Origin of the sequence: Cohnella fermenti, from assembly GCF_004801405.1 — a bacterium.
Lineage (GTDB): Bacteria > Bacillota > Bacilli > Paenibacillales > Paenibacillaceae > Cohnella > Cohnella fermenti.
The window spans coordinates 21,238-40,503 of the sequence record NZ_SSOB01000005.1; the positions used below are offsets into that span (position 1 = coordinate 21,238).

Sequence of the window (19,266 nt, forward strand, 5' to 3'; positions counted from 1 at the left end):
CCATGTTGACCAAAACCGTCTGTTTCGCCTTGCTGGCCGTCGCCATGCTGACGGCCGATCTCGCCCGACTTCGCCCCGCCGGCTTCAAGGAGAAGCTCGTCTACGGGACGCTGCTGGCGGCGATCATGTACCTCGGCGTCGTCTTTATTGCCCGCAAGCTGGAGTGGCCCAACCTGGACACGCTGTTCGATCTGTTTAACGGACCTGCGAAGAAGCTGGTCAAATCCTTGTCTTGACATCGCACGGGGAGCCGTTCTCTGTTCTCCCCTTGGCGCGAAGGAGGTGCCGATAACCGCATGAATCAACCGTCAAGCATCGGGTCCGTTCAGATGGCCTCTCTATTCCTGTTCTTCATGACGGGCTCCTCCATCGTGCTCGTACCGTCTCCGCTCACCCACGAGGCAGGCGCCGGCGCTTGGATCTCCCTGCTTCTCGCCTGGTGCATGGGCGCGGTTTATCTGGCGTGCATCCTGTATCTCTACCGCAAGCACCCGGACCTGTCGCTGGTCGGCAGCAGCCGCCTCGCGCTGGGCAAGCTTCCCGCCAATCTGCTGATGATTCCCGTCGTCGTTCTGATGTTCTGGAACGTAGCCGGCATCGTCAGCGAGATCGGGCTGTTCTTCAGGAGCACCATGCTGAAGGAGACGCCCACCTATGTCGTGAACTCCTTGATGTTCGTCATGATCTCGCTCACCGCAAGAGCCGGCATCGTCGTCATCGCCCGGATGTCGGCGCTGCTGCTTGCGATGATGGTCGCCTTCATTGTCGTCGTTCTGCTGCTGGTGTGGAACCTGTACGAGCCTGATTTTCTGCTGCCGATCCTGCCTAACGGAATGGGTCCCGTGCTTCATGCCGCCTACATCGTTTACGGGTTCCCCTATTCGGAGCTGATCGTCTTCGCCTTTATCCTGCCGCTTGTCCGGCGGGAGGAATCGCACAAGGTCCGCAAGCACCTCTACATCGCCTTGTCGATCAATGGGCTGCTGCTCATGCTCTCGGTGATCGGCAGCCTTATGGTGCTCGGACCGCTTACCGGCGATCTTAAGTATTCGCTGTTCCAGCTTGCCCGGCTCATCTTCGTGCGGGAGATCATCGAACGGATCGAATCGATTATCGGCTTCTCGCTTATTGTCGGCTTCTACTTCAAGGCGTCGATTCTCCTGTTCATTCTTGTTCGCACCGTCGCCGAATGGCTGAACCTGCGCGACGAGAAGCTGTTCACGCTGCCGATCGCCTTCGTGTGCCTGCTGTTGTCCGTCACGACCTACACGCAGGAAGCGTCGCTTGACGAGATGGTGAACGTCGTCTGGCCGCTGCTCAACAACCTCTGCTACGTTCTGCCGATGCTCGCGGTCGCTGCGGTTACGCTCGTACGCCGGCAATCGCCCCCCGACGCCTCCCGTTCTCCCGAATGATCGCTTCGGGAATATTTTTCTTTACGAATTCATAATTTAGAACGCATGTTCTGTAGGAATCAGTCGTATCTTGCCGAATTCTAACAATCGATAGGTATAGAGAATCAAGGCGTAGTCCTTTCGACTTGTTCGCTCAAACCGATAATCGCAAACCTTCCGAAAGGCAGGGACGCAAAACCTATGGGCCTAAGGAATTCGTTCTATGGCAGCCGGGATACCGAAATTGTCGTTCATAGAAAGGAATTCTTAAGACGATGGATAGAATGATTGCTCAGCGGAATTTTTATCACGCCTTCCAGCCGGTCATGCATCTTGACAATCAAGCCGTATTCGGTTATGAAGCCTTGATTCGAAGCGAAACCGTCGCTTCCCCCGATTTGCTGTTCAAGATGGCGAAGGAACAGAACAAGCTGTTCGAGCTCGACCTATTGTCCATTTCCCGCGCCATGGCCGTTTTTTTTACGAATAGAAGAATAAGGGATTCGAGCGAGGTTCTATTCCTGAATGTGTTCCCCTCTTCGCTTGCCGACGAGTCCTTCCGGCAGACTGTGGAAGAGGAGCTTCGCGACTATCGACAGATGGCGCACCGAATCATATTTGAGATTAATGAAGAGATGTCCCAGGCGGACGCCTGGAACGACGAGCGGTTTATCGGGAACATCCGGTTCCTTCGCCGCATCGGATTCCGCGTAGCGTTCGACGATGTGGGAGACGGAGCGACGACGTTCCGCAACATTATCGAGATTGCTCCGGATTTTATTAAGCTTGACCGATATTTTGGCCAGAAACTATCATCCTCCGAGCAGAAACAGAAGGTTCTGAGGCTGTTTGCGGAGTACTGCAACAACGAGACTGGGCTGATCCTGGAAGGAATCGAGGAAGCGGAGGACTTGGCGCAGGCCCGGCACCTGGGCGTTCGGTTGGGGCAAGGGTTCCTGTTGTCCGAGCCCCGGCGATTGTCGGACCTGATCCCCCAGGAAGACGTTCCTTATCATTACGGCAAGGGAGTAAGAAATTGTGGAAGATAGAAAAAATTATTCTAGAAAAGCAACCCTGTCGCTTAAAATCTCCGAATTCGAGATGCCTCCCATGCAAGATTTGCTCATCATCGGGAGGCGTGCTCCGATCGGGCCGGAAGCCGTTCGAAGGATGGCCGAAGCCTTGAGCCCCGAGCAGTTCTCCATCGTTCGCGTCGAGCACCCGAAGATCGAAGCCGTGCTTGTCCGTTCGTCCTTGCTTCAGATGCTCGAGGAACGAGTGCTGATCAACATTATCATTGAAGAAGCGGAAGCTATGATCAGCGATACGATGGTTCTTCGTTCGGAGCTGAAGGTAGCCGTATCCGTTCAACGCGAGGTGGACATGTCATGAAGGTTGGGGAGGAAATGACCCGCACCGTGTATAGCGTAACGTCCGACCGAAGCGTGCTTCACGCATCCGATCTGATGGGGATGCATCTCATCGGCTCGCTGCTTGTCGTCGACTCGGGAGCTGTCGTTGGCATCATCACCTCGCGCGATGTCCGTTCCACCCATCCGAACCGGATTGTCGCCGATGCGATGACCCCGAATCCGATCCAAGTGCCCGAGGACACCTTCGTCTGGGACGCCCTGAACGTGATGAAGCAGCACGGCATCGAGCGCCTTGTCGTATATTCGGACGAGGGCTCCCCTGCCGGCATCGTCACCCGGGAGAAGCTCGCTTCCCGGTTGGCCGAATGGACCGATTCGATGACAGGCTTGTTCAAGGCTCCTTATATTGAAGCGATTGCGAACGCCTGGCTCAGCAGCGGGGAGACGTTCCACTTCCTCTTCGTCGATCTTAACGACTTCGGCAGCATCAACAAGAAGTACGGCCACCCTGTCGGAGACGATCTTATCCGAGGCTTCGCGGAGAAGCTCGTATCCGTATTCGGTCAGGAGGCTTCGCTGTGCCGTTATGCGGGAGACGAGTTTGCCGTCCTGACCCGGAATTCCGCTTCCTTCGTCCGGAGCGCCATCGATACTCTCTCAAGCGGCTTGTCCGTCGGCCCGGCCAAGCTGACCGCATCCGTCGGATGGATGGACATGAGCCGAATCGCGGATAGAGATGCGTTGACTTTCCGGGAGCTGGTGATGCGGGCAAGCCTGTTGTCAACGAAGTACAAGCCGGCAGGCAAGTCCTGATCCGGCTCGCAGCCGCTGGTCTCTCCCAAGCGAGTTGACCTGCGGCTTGTGTTTGATTGCAGTCGTCTCGCCGAGCCGAAATAACCGATCCAAGCGGCATCATCCGAGCAGATCCATCCAAGCAGAACCATCTATTTCTCGGCAACTCTCTCGACAACTATTTCTCTAATTCTCCCTTGGCAACTATCTCCTGGCAACTATCTCCTGGTGACTATCTCGCTACTCTCTCGACAACTACTTCTCCCGCAATGTCCCTACGCCATGCTATTCGCCCCCTGTTCCGCCGCGGTCGGCATGCCGATGAGAGGCGTGACGGAGGGGTGTTAGGGATCTCGGCCACGGAGGTATTTTCCATATTATGGTTATTATAGAGGTGCTATCCCCCTTTTGAACGCTTATGCTTCTTCTCCCCGACACTCAGGAACCTCCCTTTACCGACCATGGCCTTCGGTCTCAGGTTGGCTTGTCCACCCTGCACGCAGCACGAGGCGCAGAATCGTCCCGACCATCTCCGACCTTTGACCATCGCCGCTCTCTGCCCGCAGCCGGATGTTCCCCGCGACTCCCTTCCTGAACGAAAGGGAAAGGAGACCTAATGCCGCCAGAGGGTATAAGGCGCGGAGGATAGCCGTACTGGATGGCAAGCAGAGCGTCGTTGAGCGGATTCCTTCACTAACTCCGCCCAATCAGCCTCTTCACAAATGTGTGGTATGGACTACCATACATCGGCGCAATAGCAGGATAACGAGCAAATGTGTGGTATAGGGTACCGTACATCGGCGGAATAGCACGGCAACAAGCGAATGTGTGGTATGTGAGGTACCATACATCGGCGGAATAGCACGGCAACAAGCGAATGTGTGGTATAGGGTACCGTACATCGGCGGAATAGCACGGCAACAAGCGAATGTGTGGTATGAGGTACCATACATCGACGCAATAGCGGGACAACGGGCGAATGTGTGGTATGGGGTACCATACATCGGCGGCATGGCGAGGCAACGGGCGAATGTGTGGTATGAGGTACCATACATCGGCGGAATAGCACGGCAACAAGCGAATGTGTGGTATGAGGTACCATACATCGGCGGAATAGCACGGCAACAAGCGAATGTGTGGTACGGGGTACCATACATCGGCGGAATAGCACGGCAACAAGCGAATGTGTGGTATGGAGTACCATACATCGGCGGAATAGCACGGCAACAAGCGAATGTGTGGTATAGGGTACCGTACATCGGCGGAATAGCACGGCAACGAGCAAATGTGTGGTATAGGGTACCGTACATCGATGCAATAGCAGGACAACAAGCGAATGTATGGTATGGAGTACCATACATCGGTGCAATAGCAGGACAACGGGCGAATGTGCGGTACGGGGTACCGTACATCGACGGGTTGGCGCGACAGCGAGCAAATGTGTGACGCGGGATACCATACATCGGCGGGGTGTCGGGAAGAAGAGGCAAAGAGGCTGTCTCAAGAGGGTCATAACAAGACCTGAGAGACAGCCCCTTGCATGGCAGAACACGGCCGAGGTTACGCACGCCGCTCTTGCTCTTGCCCTTGCTCTTTCCGTTGCCTTTGCCTTTGCTCCTGCCCTTATTCCCGCCCCTACTCCCGCTCTCGCCTAGCGAGCTCTATCGCAACGAGTTCATCTGCGCGATCAGGCCGTCCAGCATCTCGTCGGTGAACCCGCCGCGGCTGAAGGCGACCAGGTTGCGCAGCGGCATGTACTTCATCATGGCCTCCATCATATCGGCCATGCCCTCGCCCATGCCCTCACTGGCCGCTTCGCCGATGCCCTCGCCCGCCGACTCCTTGCCCGCGTCAGCCGCTTCGCTCGCCTCCGTCTCCGCTCCGGCGCCGCCCGAGAGGCCCATGCCCTGCTGCATCTGCTGCAGGAAGCCTTGGGCGAATGCCGCCGTGCGCGGATCGTTCAGCAGGTCGCCGAGCAGCGAGTTGCGATGCACCTCGAGCGGGAGGGCGACCGTCGATTCGACCGCCACCGTCGCCGACAGCTCGATCTCCGCCGACGAGCGGCCGATCAGAATGTCGAAGTCCCCGGACTCGACATGCCAATCGCCGAGCTTGACATTGTAGTAGGCGAAGGAACGCTTGTCGAGCGTAAACGTCACCGTCTTCGCTTCCCCCGGCTGCAGCTCGACCTTGGCGAAGCCCTTAAGCTCCTTGCTCGGCCGAACGACCGTGCTTCGAACGTCTCTCACGTACAGTTGAACGATCTCCTTGCCCGCGCGGACGCCGGTATTGCGGACGGTTACCGACACGTCCAGCGTATCCGTATCCTTCAGGCGATCCGTCCCCGCCTTCAAGTCCGAATACTCGAACGTCGTGTAGCTGAGGCCGTGCCCGAACGGGAACAGCGGGTTCACGTCCTTCGAATCGTAATAGCGATAGCCGACGAACACGCCTTCGCGGTATTCCACCCGATCCTCTTCCCCCGGGAAAAACAAATACGAAGGGTTGTCGCTCAGCTTCGCCGGGAACGTCTCGGCCAGCTTGCCGCTCGGGTTCGCCGCTCCGAACAGCAGGTCTGCCACGGCGCCGCCGACCGCTTGCCCGCCGAGGTAAGCCTCGAGCACCGCCTTGACGCGGCCGAGCCACGGCATCTCGATCGGAGAGCCGTTCATCAGCACGACGACCGTCTTCCCCTGCACGCCGGCGACGGCTTCGATCAAAGCCTCCTGGTTGGCCGGCATCCGCAGGTGCGTCCGGTCGTAGCCCTCGGACTCGTACCGGTCCGGCAACCCGGCGAAGACGATCGCGACGTCCGCCGACGCGGCGGCTGCCTTCGCTTCCTCGACCAGCGCCGCATCGGAGGCGTCGCTGTCCAGCGTGTAGCCTTGCGCATACGCAACCGAAGCTCCCTCGCCCGCCAGCTTGCGAATCTCCGCAAGCGGCTCATCCAGCTTCGTCGGCTTGATGTGCGAGCTGCCGCCGCCCTGGAACCTCGGCTTCGCCGCGAACGCTCCGATTACCGCGAGCTTGCCACCCGGCGCGAGCGGAAGCAGCGCCCCGTCATTCTTCAGCAGCACCATCGATTCGCCGGCGACCTTGCGGGCAAGCGCATGATGCGCATCCTGATCGTACGCGGCATCCGCACGCCTGCCGTCCACGCTCTTGAAGATCAGCTCGAGCAAGCGGGCAACTGCCCGGTCGAGCGTCTCCTCGGCCAAGCGGCCGCTCCGCACCGCTTCGACGATCTTGCGGTCCCCGAAGCCGCCGTTGCCCGGCATCTCCAGCTCGTTCCCGGCGGCAAGGCCGTCGACCCGCTCGTTGTTCGCGCCCCAGTCGGTGACGACGATGCCCTCATGTCCCCACTCCTCCTTAAGAACGCGCGTCAGCAGGAACTCGTTCTCGGAGGCGTACGTGCCGTTCACCTTGTTGTAGGAGCTCATCACCGTCCAAGGCTGCCCCTTCCGGACCGCGCCCTCGAAGCTCGCCAGGTAAATCTCGCGCAGCGTCCGCTCGTCCACGACGGCGTCGACCGACATCCGGCGATGCTCCTGGTTGTTCACCGCGAAGTGCTTCAGCGACGTGCCGACGCCTTGGCTCTGAACGCCGCCGATGTGGCTCGCCGCCATCTCGGACGACAGATACGGGTCCTCCGAGAAGTACTCGAAGTTCCGGCCGCAGAGCGGGGAGCGCTTGATGTTCGCGCCGGGTCCGAGCAGGACGGCCACATCTTCCGCTTGGCACTCTTCGCCGAGCGCAACGCCCACGCGTCCGATCAGATCGCGGTCCCAGGAGCTCGCCATGCCGGCCGCCGAAGGGAAGCAGGTCGCCGGAACGCTATCGAACAGCCCCAGGTGGTCGCTGCTGCCCTGTTGCTTGCGAAGCCCGTGCGGACCGTCGGTGACCATAATGGACGGGATGCCGAGCCGCTCGACGCCCTTTAACCGCCAGAAGTCCAATCCCGAACACATGCCTGCCTTCTCTTCCAATGTCATCTGAGAGATGAGAGCTTGAATGTCTCTGCTCATATCGGGAGCCTCCCCTTGGTTGTAATCGTTTTCTTCTCCCATTCATTATGGCATGACCTTGGCGCCTGCTATGGTATAATTCAACTATAAATTGTATGAAAAAAGGATGATCTCCAATGAGCGCAAACGCGGCACACGACCCTCTCGAGACGGAGCTTCGGTGGCTGGGCAGACTGCTTCAGGAGTCGCTGCGGCTTCCGGTATACGCAAGGCTGGACGGAGCCGGAATCGGAACTGGAACCGCGGAGCTGCTCTGGCAGGCCGATTCGCCGTGGAGCCCCGCTTATGCCGATCCGGCCGAGCAGATGCGGGCCGTTATCGGAGCGGACGAGCCTGCGGACGTTCCGGTTCTTCGCGCCGTCGGCTTCCTTGAGCATTACGTCGTGCTCCCGGTGCAACGAGGCGGCGTCCGCCAAGCCGTTGTCGTTATCGGCCCGGCGATCGTTGCGCGCCCTTCCGCCAACATCGCGGAGAACCTGCTTAACGATCAGGCCGTCCCCCGGCGCGACCGCCCGAAGTGGTCCGAATATTGGAACCGCCTGCCGGTCGCAAGCCGCATGCAGCTTATGCAGATCGCCGTGCTCGCCCATTGGTCCGTCAACCGGACGAAGGTCGACGTATCGGACGTGCTCCGCTCCAGCTTCCCCTATGCGATCCCGCCGGCTGTCCGCGAAGCGGCCGAACGGACGTTATCGGATGAGCGGGAAGCTTCCCGCCTTCATTCGGGGTACGAGTTCGAACGCCGCATGCTCGGCCTTATCCGCTCCGGGGACACGGCGGCGCTGATGAAGCTGCTGGCCGACCTGTCCTACTTGAACGCCGGAGTGCTCTCCAAGCGCAGCCAACTGCGGAACATCAAGAACCTGGCCATCTGCGGCATCGCGCTCGCCATGCGCGCGGCCATCGAAGGCGGGCTGTATGCGGAGCAAGCCTACACGCTCAGCGACCTGCATATCCAACACATCGAAGAGCTCGGCGATGCGCTTGCGGTCGAAGCCGCGCTTCTGCAGGCGATGCTGGTCTTCGCCGACCGCGTGGCACAGACCCGCCGCGATGCCGTCTCGAGGCCGGTGCACGCGTGCCAGGAGTACATCTACAACCATCTGTACGAGGACCTGACCGCGCAGCGGGTCGCGGAGGCGGCGGGCCTCACCCCCAACTACTTGTCGAGCTTGTTTAAGCAAGAAACCGGGCGGACGCTGATGAATTATATTCAGAAGGAGAAGATCGAAGAAGCGAAGAAGCTGCTTGAGCACACGCGCGACTCCATCTCGGCGATCGGCCATCGCCTCGGCTTCTACGATCAGGCGCACTTCGTCAAAGCCTTCAAGAAGCACGCCGGAATCACGCCGGGGCAGCACCGCAGCCGCCTGGAGCGCTGACCGGACGCCAAGAGGGGCGCTCGCGGGCGCCCCTCCAGGCTTCATACAGACGCGAAGTTCCTTCGTTGATACGTAGTACCCCCGGGAATTAATTGCCCTTTAAGACTATGGCCCCGCTCTGTTTCCCGTCTATAATAAATGGGGAAGTTTTCCTGCAATGCCTACAAAGAAAAAGTGGAGTGAGAACCGTTGTCCAATCTGCAGAAGGTCTTCAGCAACTTCAAAGTCAAGTTAACCGTCGCCTTCGTCGCCATCCTCGTCGTCCCAGCCGCTGCGGTTGGCATTCTCGCGATAGAAAGCTCGAAGTCCGAGCTGCGGGATCAGATGATGATCGGGGCCTCTTCCAGCGTCGAGCTGCTCGACTCCATTATCGATCAATTCATCGAACCGAAGCTGAACGACGTTGAATACTACTCCTCCGCCCTGCACTCCTCGCTCTACACGAACGGGGCGACTCCCGAGCTGAACGCCATTCTTAAGGAATACATGCATCTTCATCCGGAGGCAAGCAGCATGCTCGTCGGCACCGAGAGCGGCCTGTTCATTCGCGAACCCGCCCAGGAGATGGCCGCCGATTACGATCCGCGCACCCGCGACTGGTATACGGAAGCGATGGCGAATCCCGATGTTCCTTATATCTCCCCCCCGTTCACTTCGGCCGCTTCGGGCGTGGTGACCATCACGGTCACGAAGGCGACCTCCGACCGTTCGGGAGTCGTTGGCGTGGGATTGAACCTGGACGAACTGAAGCAGCAAGCGGAAAAGGTCCGTGTCGGTACGGAAGGCTATGCCGTGCTGCTGGACAGCTCGCGCAAGTATATCTCCCATCCGAACGAAGCTGCGGGAGACGAGGCGGTCGAGGAATTCTGGGGACGCATCTATGAACGGAATTCCGACAGCTTCGACTATCGGCTCAATGGCCGCGACAAGCATATGACCTACACGACGAACGAACGGACCGGCTGGAAGATCGCCGGCACGATGTTCAGCTCGGAGGTCAACGACTCTCTTCGACCGATTTTCTACAATACGTTGTGGACGATTCTGGGTTGCGTCGTTGTGGGGGCAGTCCTGATCTGGGCGGCGATGCGCTCGATCATCGGTCCGATTCGCCGCCTGAAGATCAGTGCGGAACGCGTCAGCCAGGGCGACTTGACGACAAGCATCCGCATCGATTCCCATGACGAGATCGGCGCTCTCGGCCAGGCGTTCGACGGCATGCAGACCAGCCTTCGCGAGCTGATCAAGAGCGTCGGAGCGAGCGCCGAGCAAGTCAGCTCCTCCTCCGAGGAACTGACGGCCAGCGCCAAGCAGACGAGCGAAGCCGGGGAACAGGTGTCGAGCGCCGTCCAGGAGATTGCAAGCGGCGCCGAGAGGCAGAACATCGCCATCGACGCGAACGTCGGCTCCCTGGAGGAGATCGCGCTCGGCGTCGGCCGGATCGCCGAGAAGTCCGCCGCCGTCGCCGAGCTCGCCGCGCAGTCGTCCGCCCAGGCGGATGAAGGCGGGGAAGCGGTCCGGCAGACCGTCTCCCAGATGCATGCGATCTCCGAGTCGGTCGCCGCCTCCAACCGGATCGTTCGGGAGTTGCATGAGCGCACGCAAGCCATCGAGGAGATCTCCGAAGCGATCCGCGACATCGCCAGCCAGACGAATCTGCTCTCGCTGAACGCAGCCATCGAAGCCGCCCGGGCGGGCGAGCAAGGCAAGGGCTTCGCCGTCGTCGCCGGTGCCGTGCGCAAGCTCGCAGAGCAATCCGCCGCCTCTGCGGAGCGGATCTTCGACCTGATCACGGAGATCCGCCAAGGCACCGACCGCTCCGTCGCCACGATGGACAAGGTGTCCCGCGAAGTGGACAGCGGGCTTCGCGACTCGGAGGAGACGATCCGCAAGTTCGATCGGATCATCTCCGACATGAAGGAGACAACGCCGCAGATCGAGGACATCTCCGCAACCGCCGAGCAGATCGCCGCCGGCATTCAAGAGGTATCCTCCGGCGCCAAGGAATTGGCCATTATCGCCACAGGCAACGCGGCCACTTCCGAACAGGTCGCCGCCTCCGCGGAAGAGCAGCTCGCGGCGATGGAGGAGATCTCTTCCTCGGCCGAAGCGCTGTCCCGGATGTCGGAGGAGCTTCGCTCCTTGATCCGGAAGTTCCGGTACTGAACCGATTGCGTTTTGCAGCCAGATTGGCTGTCAAACAATCCGTTTGGCCGATTCTCTTCCCGCTAAACGACGAGATGAGCAACCACGGCTCAACCGGAGCAGCATTAGGCGCACAAAGAGGGACTTCACAGATACTGTGAGTCCCTCTTCCGCTTCTATAACCCGTTACAGATGTGCCGCATCGACATAATCAAGCAGGCGGACGATGACGGCCGCAGCCTCCGCTCTCGTAGCATTGCGGGCTGGCTTGAAGCTTCCGTCGGGATATCCGTTCATAATATTCGCAGATATAATCGCCCCAATCGCTTCGTCTGCCCATACCGGAATTTGTTCCTGGTCGATGAAGCCGCCCGAGGTGCCGGTCGCATTCTCCGACAGCTTGCCGGAACGAGCCAGCATGATCGCCATCTCCTGTCTGGTGATGACCTCGTCAGGAGCGAACATATCCCCCGCTCGACCGAATACAATGCCTAACGAGCCGGCAATGGAGATGTAGTCCTTCGCCCAGTGCTGCTTCGTATCCGTAAACACCTTCGTCTCCTGCGACTTCAACCCCATTGCGAGAACAAGAATCTTAAGGAATTCCGCCCTCGTAATTTGAGCTTCCGGCTTGAATGACCCATCCGCATAGCCGGAAATGGCACCAAGCTTCACTAAGCGGTCAATATCTTTCTTGGCCCAGTTGGATTCCGTCACATCCTTGAATGGAACAACAGGAGTCGTTGAGTTGTCCAGTTTCTCGGGAGTAACGGGAGTCTCCTCGTTCTCTTCCTCGATAAGGGACCAATGGGCAACAAGCGTCATATTGGAGGTGATAATCGTAGATGCACTCACAGGTTCTCCGCCGCTTGTGAACCAACCTTCGAAGACGTAGCCTTCGCGCGTTGGCATCGGCAGCGAGCCAACCGCAGAGCCGATGACAACCAACATCCCGCTCGAAGCCGTGCCGCCGTTGGCGTCAAAGCTGACTGCATATTGAACCGGCGTCACCGGTGTAACCGGAATAGCGGCAATTGTCACGATGTAGCTTGCGATAAATCCTTCGTATGCAACGGTCACCGCCTGACTCGATGCCGCCGCAGCGCTATTGAATCCACTGACCATGTCCGCCGTTGCGTCAACAATAGTGACGCTGTCGTCACTCCATCTCACCGCCAGCTTCAAGCCGTCCACACTCAGCGCATCCCCTGCCAGGTATTGCGTCTTGTGCGTCGACTGGTCGCTGATCGCGATGCCCGTGATCGTCGGCTGCTCCGGTGCGGCTACCGAGACGGTATAGGTCGCGCTGTAACCGCCATACGCTGCCGTCAAGGTTTGGCTTGCCGCCGCCGCGCTGCTGTCGAACCCGCTGACCATGTCCGCCGTTGCGTCAACAATAGTGACGCTGTCGTCGCTCCAGCTTACCGCCAGCTTCAGGCCGTCCACGCTCAGCGCATCCCCTGTCAGGTATTGCGTCTTGTGCGTCGACTGGTCGCTGATCGCGATGCCCGTGATCGTCGGCTGCTCCGGTGCGGCTACCGAGACGGTATAGGTCGCGCTGTAACCGCCATACGCTGCCGTCAAGGTTTGGCTTGCCGCCGCCGCGCTGCTGTCGAACCCGCTGACCATGTCCGCCGTTGCGTCAACAATAGTGACGCTGTCGTCGCTCCAGCTTACCGCCAGCTTCAGGCCGTCCACGCTCAGCGCATCCCCTGTCAGGTATTGCGTCTTGTGCGTCGACTGGTCGCTGATCGCGATGCCCGTGATTGTCAGTACAGGCTCGACGATGGACACCGTATAGCTTGCAGTGTAGTCCCCATACGTCACCGTCAGAAGTTGACTCTCCGCCGGTTCACTGCTGTCGAACCCGCTTGTCATGCTCTCCGTCACCGGCACACTCGTTCTGCTACCGTCGTTCCAGACAATGTCAAGCTTAAGTCCTTCCACATTCAGCGATTCTCCAACCGCATACTCGGTTTGGTGCGCCGAGTCCTCATTGATAACTGCAGTCTGATATTCAAGAACGGCACCGTACAGCTCCAGCTCCGCCAGATTGCCGTTCCAATCCTTATCGTTGGTCAACCGGAAGTAACGATAGGCTCCTTGGTCCAGCAATTGGTCCAGATCGTACTCGGTCCATACGCCAAGCACCGCATTGCTTACGTTCCCGATTAACTGCGTCCACGTCTGCTTGTCGTTGGAGCCCAACAGATAAGCTCCATTCATCCTCGCCACGGTGCCCGAGTTGTTCCGAGGCAGCAATCGAACGTCCGTCAATCGGGCCGCGCGATTGTCCCCGAAGTCAATATCGTAGTAAGAACGACCTGTTATCAAATCCCCGTAAGTCTCCGTACTCCCGTCAAATATGCGGGTGGCCGCCACATCGGGCTCGGCGTTGGTTCCCCACTCCTTGGAGGATGCCGCAACAAGCGCTTCTTCCAATACGTTTATTTGAACAAGTTCGACAATAGATACCGTGAACGATGCGGTAAAGCCGCCATATGTCACCGTCAAGGTCTTATCTCCCAGCTCGCTGCTGTCGAATCCGCTCACTTCATCCGCCGTTACGGACACCTGGGTCGTTACGCCATCGCCCCAGCCGACATCCAGCCGGAGTCCTTCCACATTCAACGAGTCGCCAATCCGATATCTCTTCTTATAAGTTGAAGTCGGGCTGACTTCAACGGATTGAGGCTCGAAGATTGCACCGTAGAAGACAACCTCGGCGACGTTGCCGTACCAATTGCTATCGTTGGTCAATCTGAAGTAACGATAATAGCCGTCCGCCAGCAAGTCCTCCGGACCATATTGGTGCCAAATTCCCAACTGAGCGTTGCTAATATTCGTTGTAAGCTTAGTCCATGTCAGCTTGTCGTTGGAGCCAGCAAGATAAGCTCCGTTCAGTCGGGATACGTTGTTGGCCGAGCTGAATCGGGGCAAGATCAGCACATCGGTCAACTTGACTGCCCGTTCGCCGAAGTCGATATCGTAATAAGACTTGGCTGCGTTCAGATCGCCGAAGGTGTTGATATTGCCGTCGAACAATCGGTAGCCTACGACTTCCTTCGGTGTCGGCGTACCAGAAGCAACCCACTCGTCATGGGACGCGACAACGGTCGCTTCATTGGCTACATCCAGCTTGGCCGGCACCGTAATCTCATAGGTGTCCGAGTGGCCCTCGAACGCAACAGTCAGCGTCTGAGCGCTTTGGGCGGCGGAATTGCTGTTGAAGCCGCTGACCATCTCTTCCGTTACAGGAATGATGATAGAGCCGCCGTCCTCCCAGATCACTTTCAAGTTTAATCCCTTCACGCTAAGCAGGTCATTTACTCCATAATTCTTCTTGACCGTCGCGTCCTCCAGAATCTCTACTGCCTCAATCGTCTCTGGGGACACCAGCGCCCAATGGGCTCGAAGAACAACATCGCTTGTCACAATGTCATCCGCGAAGTTCCACTTCTGATCCCCGCTGTACCATCCTTCGAACGAATAGCGGTCTTTGACAACCTGCGCCTCCGGCTCTTCGATGGTGCCCCCATCCGGCACAATCAAGGGGTCGAACTCGGGAGAGCCTCCATCCGAATTGAAGCCTACCTGATGACTTGCTTGTCCGGACTCCCCGAACACCTTGAATTCGTAGAAGCTGGCTGCGGCATCCTCGGGAAGCCCTGTAACAGTCACTTTGACATACCGAACGGAGGATGCGACAAAATAATCGGATTGGACCTGGGAGCTCTTCGTATTCCCCTGATTGTCCGTTGTCGTAACTTTGTCAATCCTCGTGATCCAGCTCAAGCCGTCTGCAGAAGTTTCGATTCTGTACTTATATAGCTGACCAATCTTCTCCCACATCAATTGGGTACCTTCGGTGATGTTTACCTGCTCGCCCAGATCCACCATAAACCAATTATCGGTTTTGCGATCGGCAGCGCTCCAACGGGTTGCCGAGTTGGCATCCGTTCCATTGGAGGCCGGATAGCCTTCCGCGGAGCTGCTTGCTGTTGAAGGCTTGTTCTGGGCCAGATTGATCGGATTGCCCCATACCTTGAAGTCGTAGATGCCGGCCTTGACGCCGGTCGGCAATCCCGTCACGGTCAATCTGACATAACGGGCCGTCGCTGCAAAATAATCGGATCGGACCTGTTCCGTGCTCGTGCTTCCCGTCTTGTCCGCCGCCAGATTCCATTGGATGTTATCCATGGAAGTCTCAATTTTGTATTGGTGGGCGATCCCGCTGTTTGTCCATGTAACCTGTGTACCATAGGAGATTCGTCTGACAGCGCCCAGATCGACCGTATAGGTTGGGCCGGCGCCTTCCTCGGCTGCTTGCCAGAGACTTGTCGGATTGCCGTCGCTGCCATTGGAGGCCGGGGCGCCCGTCTCCGAGCTGCTTGCCGTTGCCGTCTTGCCCAGAGCCAGGTTGGTCGGTTCTCCGAACACCTTGAAGTCAACCAGGTTGGCCGAACCGAAGTCCGCCGGATTCGTCAACGTCAATTTAACGTATCGAGCCGTATCCAGGAAGAAGTCCGATTGTATTGGCTCCGCACTCATATTGAGCGTTTGGTCGTCCTTCAAGGTCCAGTTGACATTATCGTTCGATGTCTCGATTCGATACGGATAAGGTCCGCTGCTGCCCCAAGTAATTTGAGTGCCGCCGGTAATATTCATGTGCTGCCCCAAGTCCGCCGTCCAGGAACTTCCGTAATCGTCCGCAGCCACCGATTTGCCATAGGCGATATTCACCGGCACAGGAGCCGCAATCTCCGCAGCCTCAGGCACCGTTCCTCCGGTTGCGATAAAATTAATGTTCCGAGTATAATTGCCGACCGTGAAATTTCCCGCTGCGGCATTCAGAATCGAATTCCCATTGATCACCAGATTCTCAAAGGTAATATTCTGGGTAAGCCGCGTCGCATCATAACCATAAATTGCAGATCCGTTGCTATTGCTTCCATTGTAAGTAATATTCTTGAAGCGAATGTTGTTGATGCCGCGTCCCGCTCCAAGGCCGTAAGCGGCATTGTTAACGGTACGAATCTCTACGACCTTCCCGACCGATTCACTGCGATCATCGATTCGAATATCGGAGAAATTGGCGTTAATGATCAGATTGCCGTCGCTTGCATCCAACCGAATAGGACCAACCGAGTACGGCTTGTCAAGCAGAATATCCAGATTGGAGAAGTTGAGATCGCTAAACGACTCTCCCCCTCCAGGCTTCGATGGATCTCCATGTGTCGCAATATTGAGCGGATGAGCCAATCCCGGCATGAGAACGGAATTCGTTACGCTAATGTTGGCGGAGTTGCCGGACCAGATTCTCCCGCTGTTATGACGAGAGTTATACAAAGCAATCGCATCATCGCTGGTGCGCATAAATATGTCGTTAATGGTGATGTTGGTTGCGGCGAATGTATCAATGCCGTCCCCCCATTTATTGAAGCTGAACGCTTTAAAATTATTTACGTATACATTGGTAGCGTTGCCAAGAGCAATCGCGCAGCCGCCTGCATCTGCGTATCCGTAATCGTTAACGATAATCCCGTCTATTACGATTTGATTGGTATAATCTGCCGATATCGCTTTGCCCGAAGGGAGATCAAGAACACCGCGGCCCAACACCTTGGCATTCGTCGCGTTATCCAGCACAATCCCGCCGTTAATCGCCGCTCCGCCTGCGATATAAAGAGTTCGGCCGCTTCCGACTGTAAAGTCCTGCTTGTAATAACCGGGAGCTACATATATAACTTCCGGATCGTTGTCACTCGGCGTATAGACGTCACCGGGGCGGATGACAAGAACATTGTCATCATCCGGATTCGGAGCATCAACCTCCAGAGGATTGGCGAACACATGCAAGTTCTTCTGAACGTTGCCGTTAATCTCGACCGACAGCTTCGTCGGCTCCGTTATCGTAAAGGCTATAGTATTGGCAGCGCTATCAATAGTAGGAATAAGATTGTTGCTTGCAGGCCGAATCTCAGCCGTCGCAATCGTTTCGGTGTTGGCCTTTACCAACAGCTCAACAGGCCCGTCCATATCGAATGATACAAACGAAACAGCGGTAACCGTACTTCCGTTCCCTACTCTCGTGTTGTATTCATCCAGGTCCTGCCACTCCCCTCCGGGCACTCGAACCTTAACCGTGTAGGTCGAGTTTAACGTCACTCCCGAAGGCGCCGGGTACACCTTTAGTGTGGTATCCGGCGAGGCGGCTTGGGCATCGGCAGGCAAACTCAATGAGATCGGCACATAGGCAGCCAATATAGCCAACACCATAAATAGCAATCCGAATTTCGATCCGCTGCCCTTGCGAATGCGCCGGCGAATTAACAAGCTCTTCCTCACTGGCTCAGCTCCTCTTGCTTTATAAATTGAATGCTTATTGGAAAGGGATGAGACATTTTATGTTCAAAATGCCGCATCCCTTGCCGATTGCTTATTGAATGCCCATCTCTTTGGCTTCTGCATTCACTTCCGTAATGGCGTCCTGCAGCCCTTTGGCGTCGTAGGACTTAACGACCTTCTTCCAGGCCTCGACCGGGTCGGATTTGCTCAGAACGACGTTGAACAATTCGTCTACAATTCCCCCGTTGTTCGGTGTAAGAGCGCCGGCAAGCTTATCCTTGGCCGGAGTGGACATGAGCGTAATCTCGAAGTTGATCGGGGACGCCTTGTTCTCCGACTTGAAGCGATTAAATGCTTCGCTGGCTGCGGTGTCGATGGCAGCCACGTTCGGATTGGCGTTGACGACCTTCTTGCCTTCCGCTTCGAATTGACTGTGCCACGAAGCCAAATAACCGAATTTGCTCGTAATCGGATACTTCTGCACGAGAGTCTGCTCCGTTCCGAGCAGGGAGACCGCCTTCCCGTCTTCGAGCTTGTAGTCCACCCCTTCGATCCCGTTGCTAATCAGCGCGGAATATTCTTCGGACATCATGTAGTCCACCAGTCGGAGCGCTCTGTCGAACTTCTCGTCGTCCAGCTTGTTGCTGAAGAACGTCTCGGACCAGTAAGGCGTTAACCCGAAGTTATAGCGGTTCCCGTCCGCCGTCGGCCAGATGCTCATATAGCCGATATCCGACACCTTCGCATCGGGATTCGCCTTCGCGAACGCCTCGATATTGTTCGGATCTCGAATATTCCCCCCAAGCGAGATAAACGCTTGACCGTTCAGGAACTTGCGGAAGCCGTCCGCATCCTTCTGGATCGCGAAGTCCTTGTCCAGCAGACCGTTATGATACAGCTCCCAGATCTGCTTGACCGCATCCGGAGCCTTCGCAGAAGCGAAGGCGGGAATCCACGTGCCATCTTCGTTCACCCAAGCATCCTTCATACTCGCCAATTCCGGGAAGCTGCCAAGCATTGGGGTCAACAGGTAGTCCTTGTTGTTGATCGCGATGCCGGTCGCATCGGGATGCTGTGCCATGACCGCCTTGACCATAGCGACGAATTCCTCGTAGCTGTTCGGATCGGAGGTGTATCCGGCCTGCGCCGCCCAGTCCTTGCGATATAGAATCGGACGGTCCATGACTCCTGCGCTGCTCCCATCAAGGAAGCCGACACGCGGGACCATATAGAACTTGCCGTCAACTGTAAGCGGTTTCGCTGAAGGGAGTTCCATGACTTGGGCGATATTCGGATAAGCGCTCAGATCGTCCGGCAACGCCTTAAGGACACCTTGCTTCGCCCATGTGCTGTACAAGGAACGATTGTCCGTCGCAATCGCGTTCGCGAAGATATCGGGCAATTGGGCGGACGCAGCCCACACCTTCTCCTTCTCTTGCCAGTCGTTCCAGGTAATCTGAACAGGCTTCACCGTAATGTTCAGCTTCTTCGTCAGATCGTTATAAATCGTATCGTTCTTGGCTTCCGGGTTGTCGAATCCGTCTTGAATGTCCCAGATGGCAACGCTGAGCTCCTGAGGCTTGGCCAGCGGGTCCGCGCTGGCGGCCGGTTCGCTTGCCGATGGGCTCGCAGTCTGCTCGGACGCCGGTTGTCCGCTGGAAGAAGCGGACGAATCGGAGTCATTGTTGCTGCTGCATCCGGCGAACACCGTGGCGAATGCAAGCAAGGAGATCGCCGTGACGAATCTTTTCTTGTTTCTCATGCATAATCCTCCCTCTTATATGTGCGCAACTTATATAATAATAGC

At 57.3% G+C, this 19,266-nt stretch carries 10 protein-coding genes and 1 riboswitch; of the genes, 7 read left to right on the forward strand and 3 right to left on the reverse strand.

The genetic code is table 11. The annotated features are described in order from the left end of the window. The first annotated feature begins 2 nt into the window (after positions 1–2). The 5 genes from E6C55_RS05080 (at position 3) to E6C55_RS05100 (ending at position 3,580) form a co-directional block, all read left to right on the forward strand. Positions 3–236: a hypothetical protein gene (locus tag E6C55_RS05080; RefSeq protein WP_136368710.1), complete on the forward strand. Its 234-nt coding sequence runs from the start codon at positions 3–5 to the stop codon at positions 234–236. A gap of 60 nt (positions 237–296) precedes the next feature. Continuing rightward, positions 297–1,415 carry a GerAB/ArcD/ProY family transporter gene (locus E6C55_RS05085; RefSeq protein ID WP_136368711.1) on the forward strand — a complete coding sequence of 373 codons (1,119 nt, stop codon included), beginning with the start codon at positions 297–299 and terminating at the stop codon, positions 1,413–1,415. Positions 1,416–1,551: 136 nt separating this feature from the next. Further along, positions 1,552–1,637, forward strand: a riboswitch (cyclic di-GMP riboswitch). 32 nt (positions 1,638–1,669) lie between these two features. Beyond that, positions 1,670–2,443 (forward strand): EAL domain-containing protein, encoded by a 774-nt coding sequence (locus tag E6C55_RS05090; RefSeq protein WP_136368712.1) that lies wholly within the window; start codon positions 1,670–1,672, stop codon positions 2,441–2,443. A gap of 61 nt (positions 2,444–2,504) precedes the next feature. Further along, a complete protein-coding gene (locus tag E6C55_RS05095; protein WP_230986547.1) occupies positions 2,505–2,786 on the forward strand; it encodes a hypothetical protein in 282 nt (93 codons plus the stop codon). Further along, positions 2,783–3,580, forward strand: coding sequence for a CBS domain-containing protein (locus tag E6C55_RS05100; RefSeq protein WP_136368714.1), 798 nt, complete (start codon positions 2,783–2,785; stop codon positions 3,578–3,580). The genes E6C55_RS05095 and E6C55_RS05100 overlap by 4 nt, the downstream gene beginning before the upstream one ends. A 1,640-nt stretch (positions 3,581–5,220) precedes the next feature. Here E6C55_RS05100 and E6C55_RS05105 read toward each other — a convergent pair. Then, positions 5,221–7,584, reverse strand: a complete 2,364-nt coding sequence (locus E6C55_RS05105) for a beta-glucosidase (protein WP_136368715.1) — start codon at positions 7,582–7,584, stop codon at positions 5,221–5,223. 116 nt (positions 7,585–7,700) lie between these two features. Between E6C55_RS05105 and E6C55_RS05110 the strand changes: the two genes are divergently transcribed. Next, on the forward strand, positions 7,701–8,966 hold the full coding sequence (locus E6C55_RS05110; RefSeq protein WP_136368716.1) for a helix-turn-helix domain-containing protein: 1,266 nt from the start codon (positions 7,701–7,703) through the stop codon (positions 8,964–8,966). A 189-nt stretch (positions 8,967–9,155) separates the two neighbouring features. Further along, a complete protein-coding gene (locus E6C55_RS05115) occupies positions 9,156–11,132 on the forward strand; it encodes a methyl-accepting chemotaxis protein (protein WP_136368717.1) in 1,977 nt (658 codons plus the stop codon). A gap of 165 nt (positions 11,133–11,297) precedes the next feature. Here E6C55_RS05115 and E6C55_RS05120 read toward each other — a convergent pair whose 3' ends face one another. Together E6C55_RS05120 and E6C55_RS05125 are read right to left on the reverse strand one after the other, a co-directional pair. After that, on the reverse strand, positions 11,298–17,459 hold the full coding sequence (locus E6C55_RS05120) for a discoidin domain-containing protein (RefSeq protein ID WP_136368718.1): 6,162 nt from the start codon (positions 17,457–17,459) through the stop codon (positions 11,298–11,300). Positions 17,460–17,550: 91 nt separating this feature from the next. Then, positions 17,551–19,221, reverse strand: coding sequence for a type 2 periplasmic-binding domain-containing protein (locus E6C55_RS05125; RefSeq protein WP_136368719.1), 1,671 nt, complete (start codon positions 19,219–19,221; stop codon positions 17,551–17,553). Positions 19,222–19,266 lie beyond the last annotated feature (45 nt).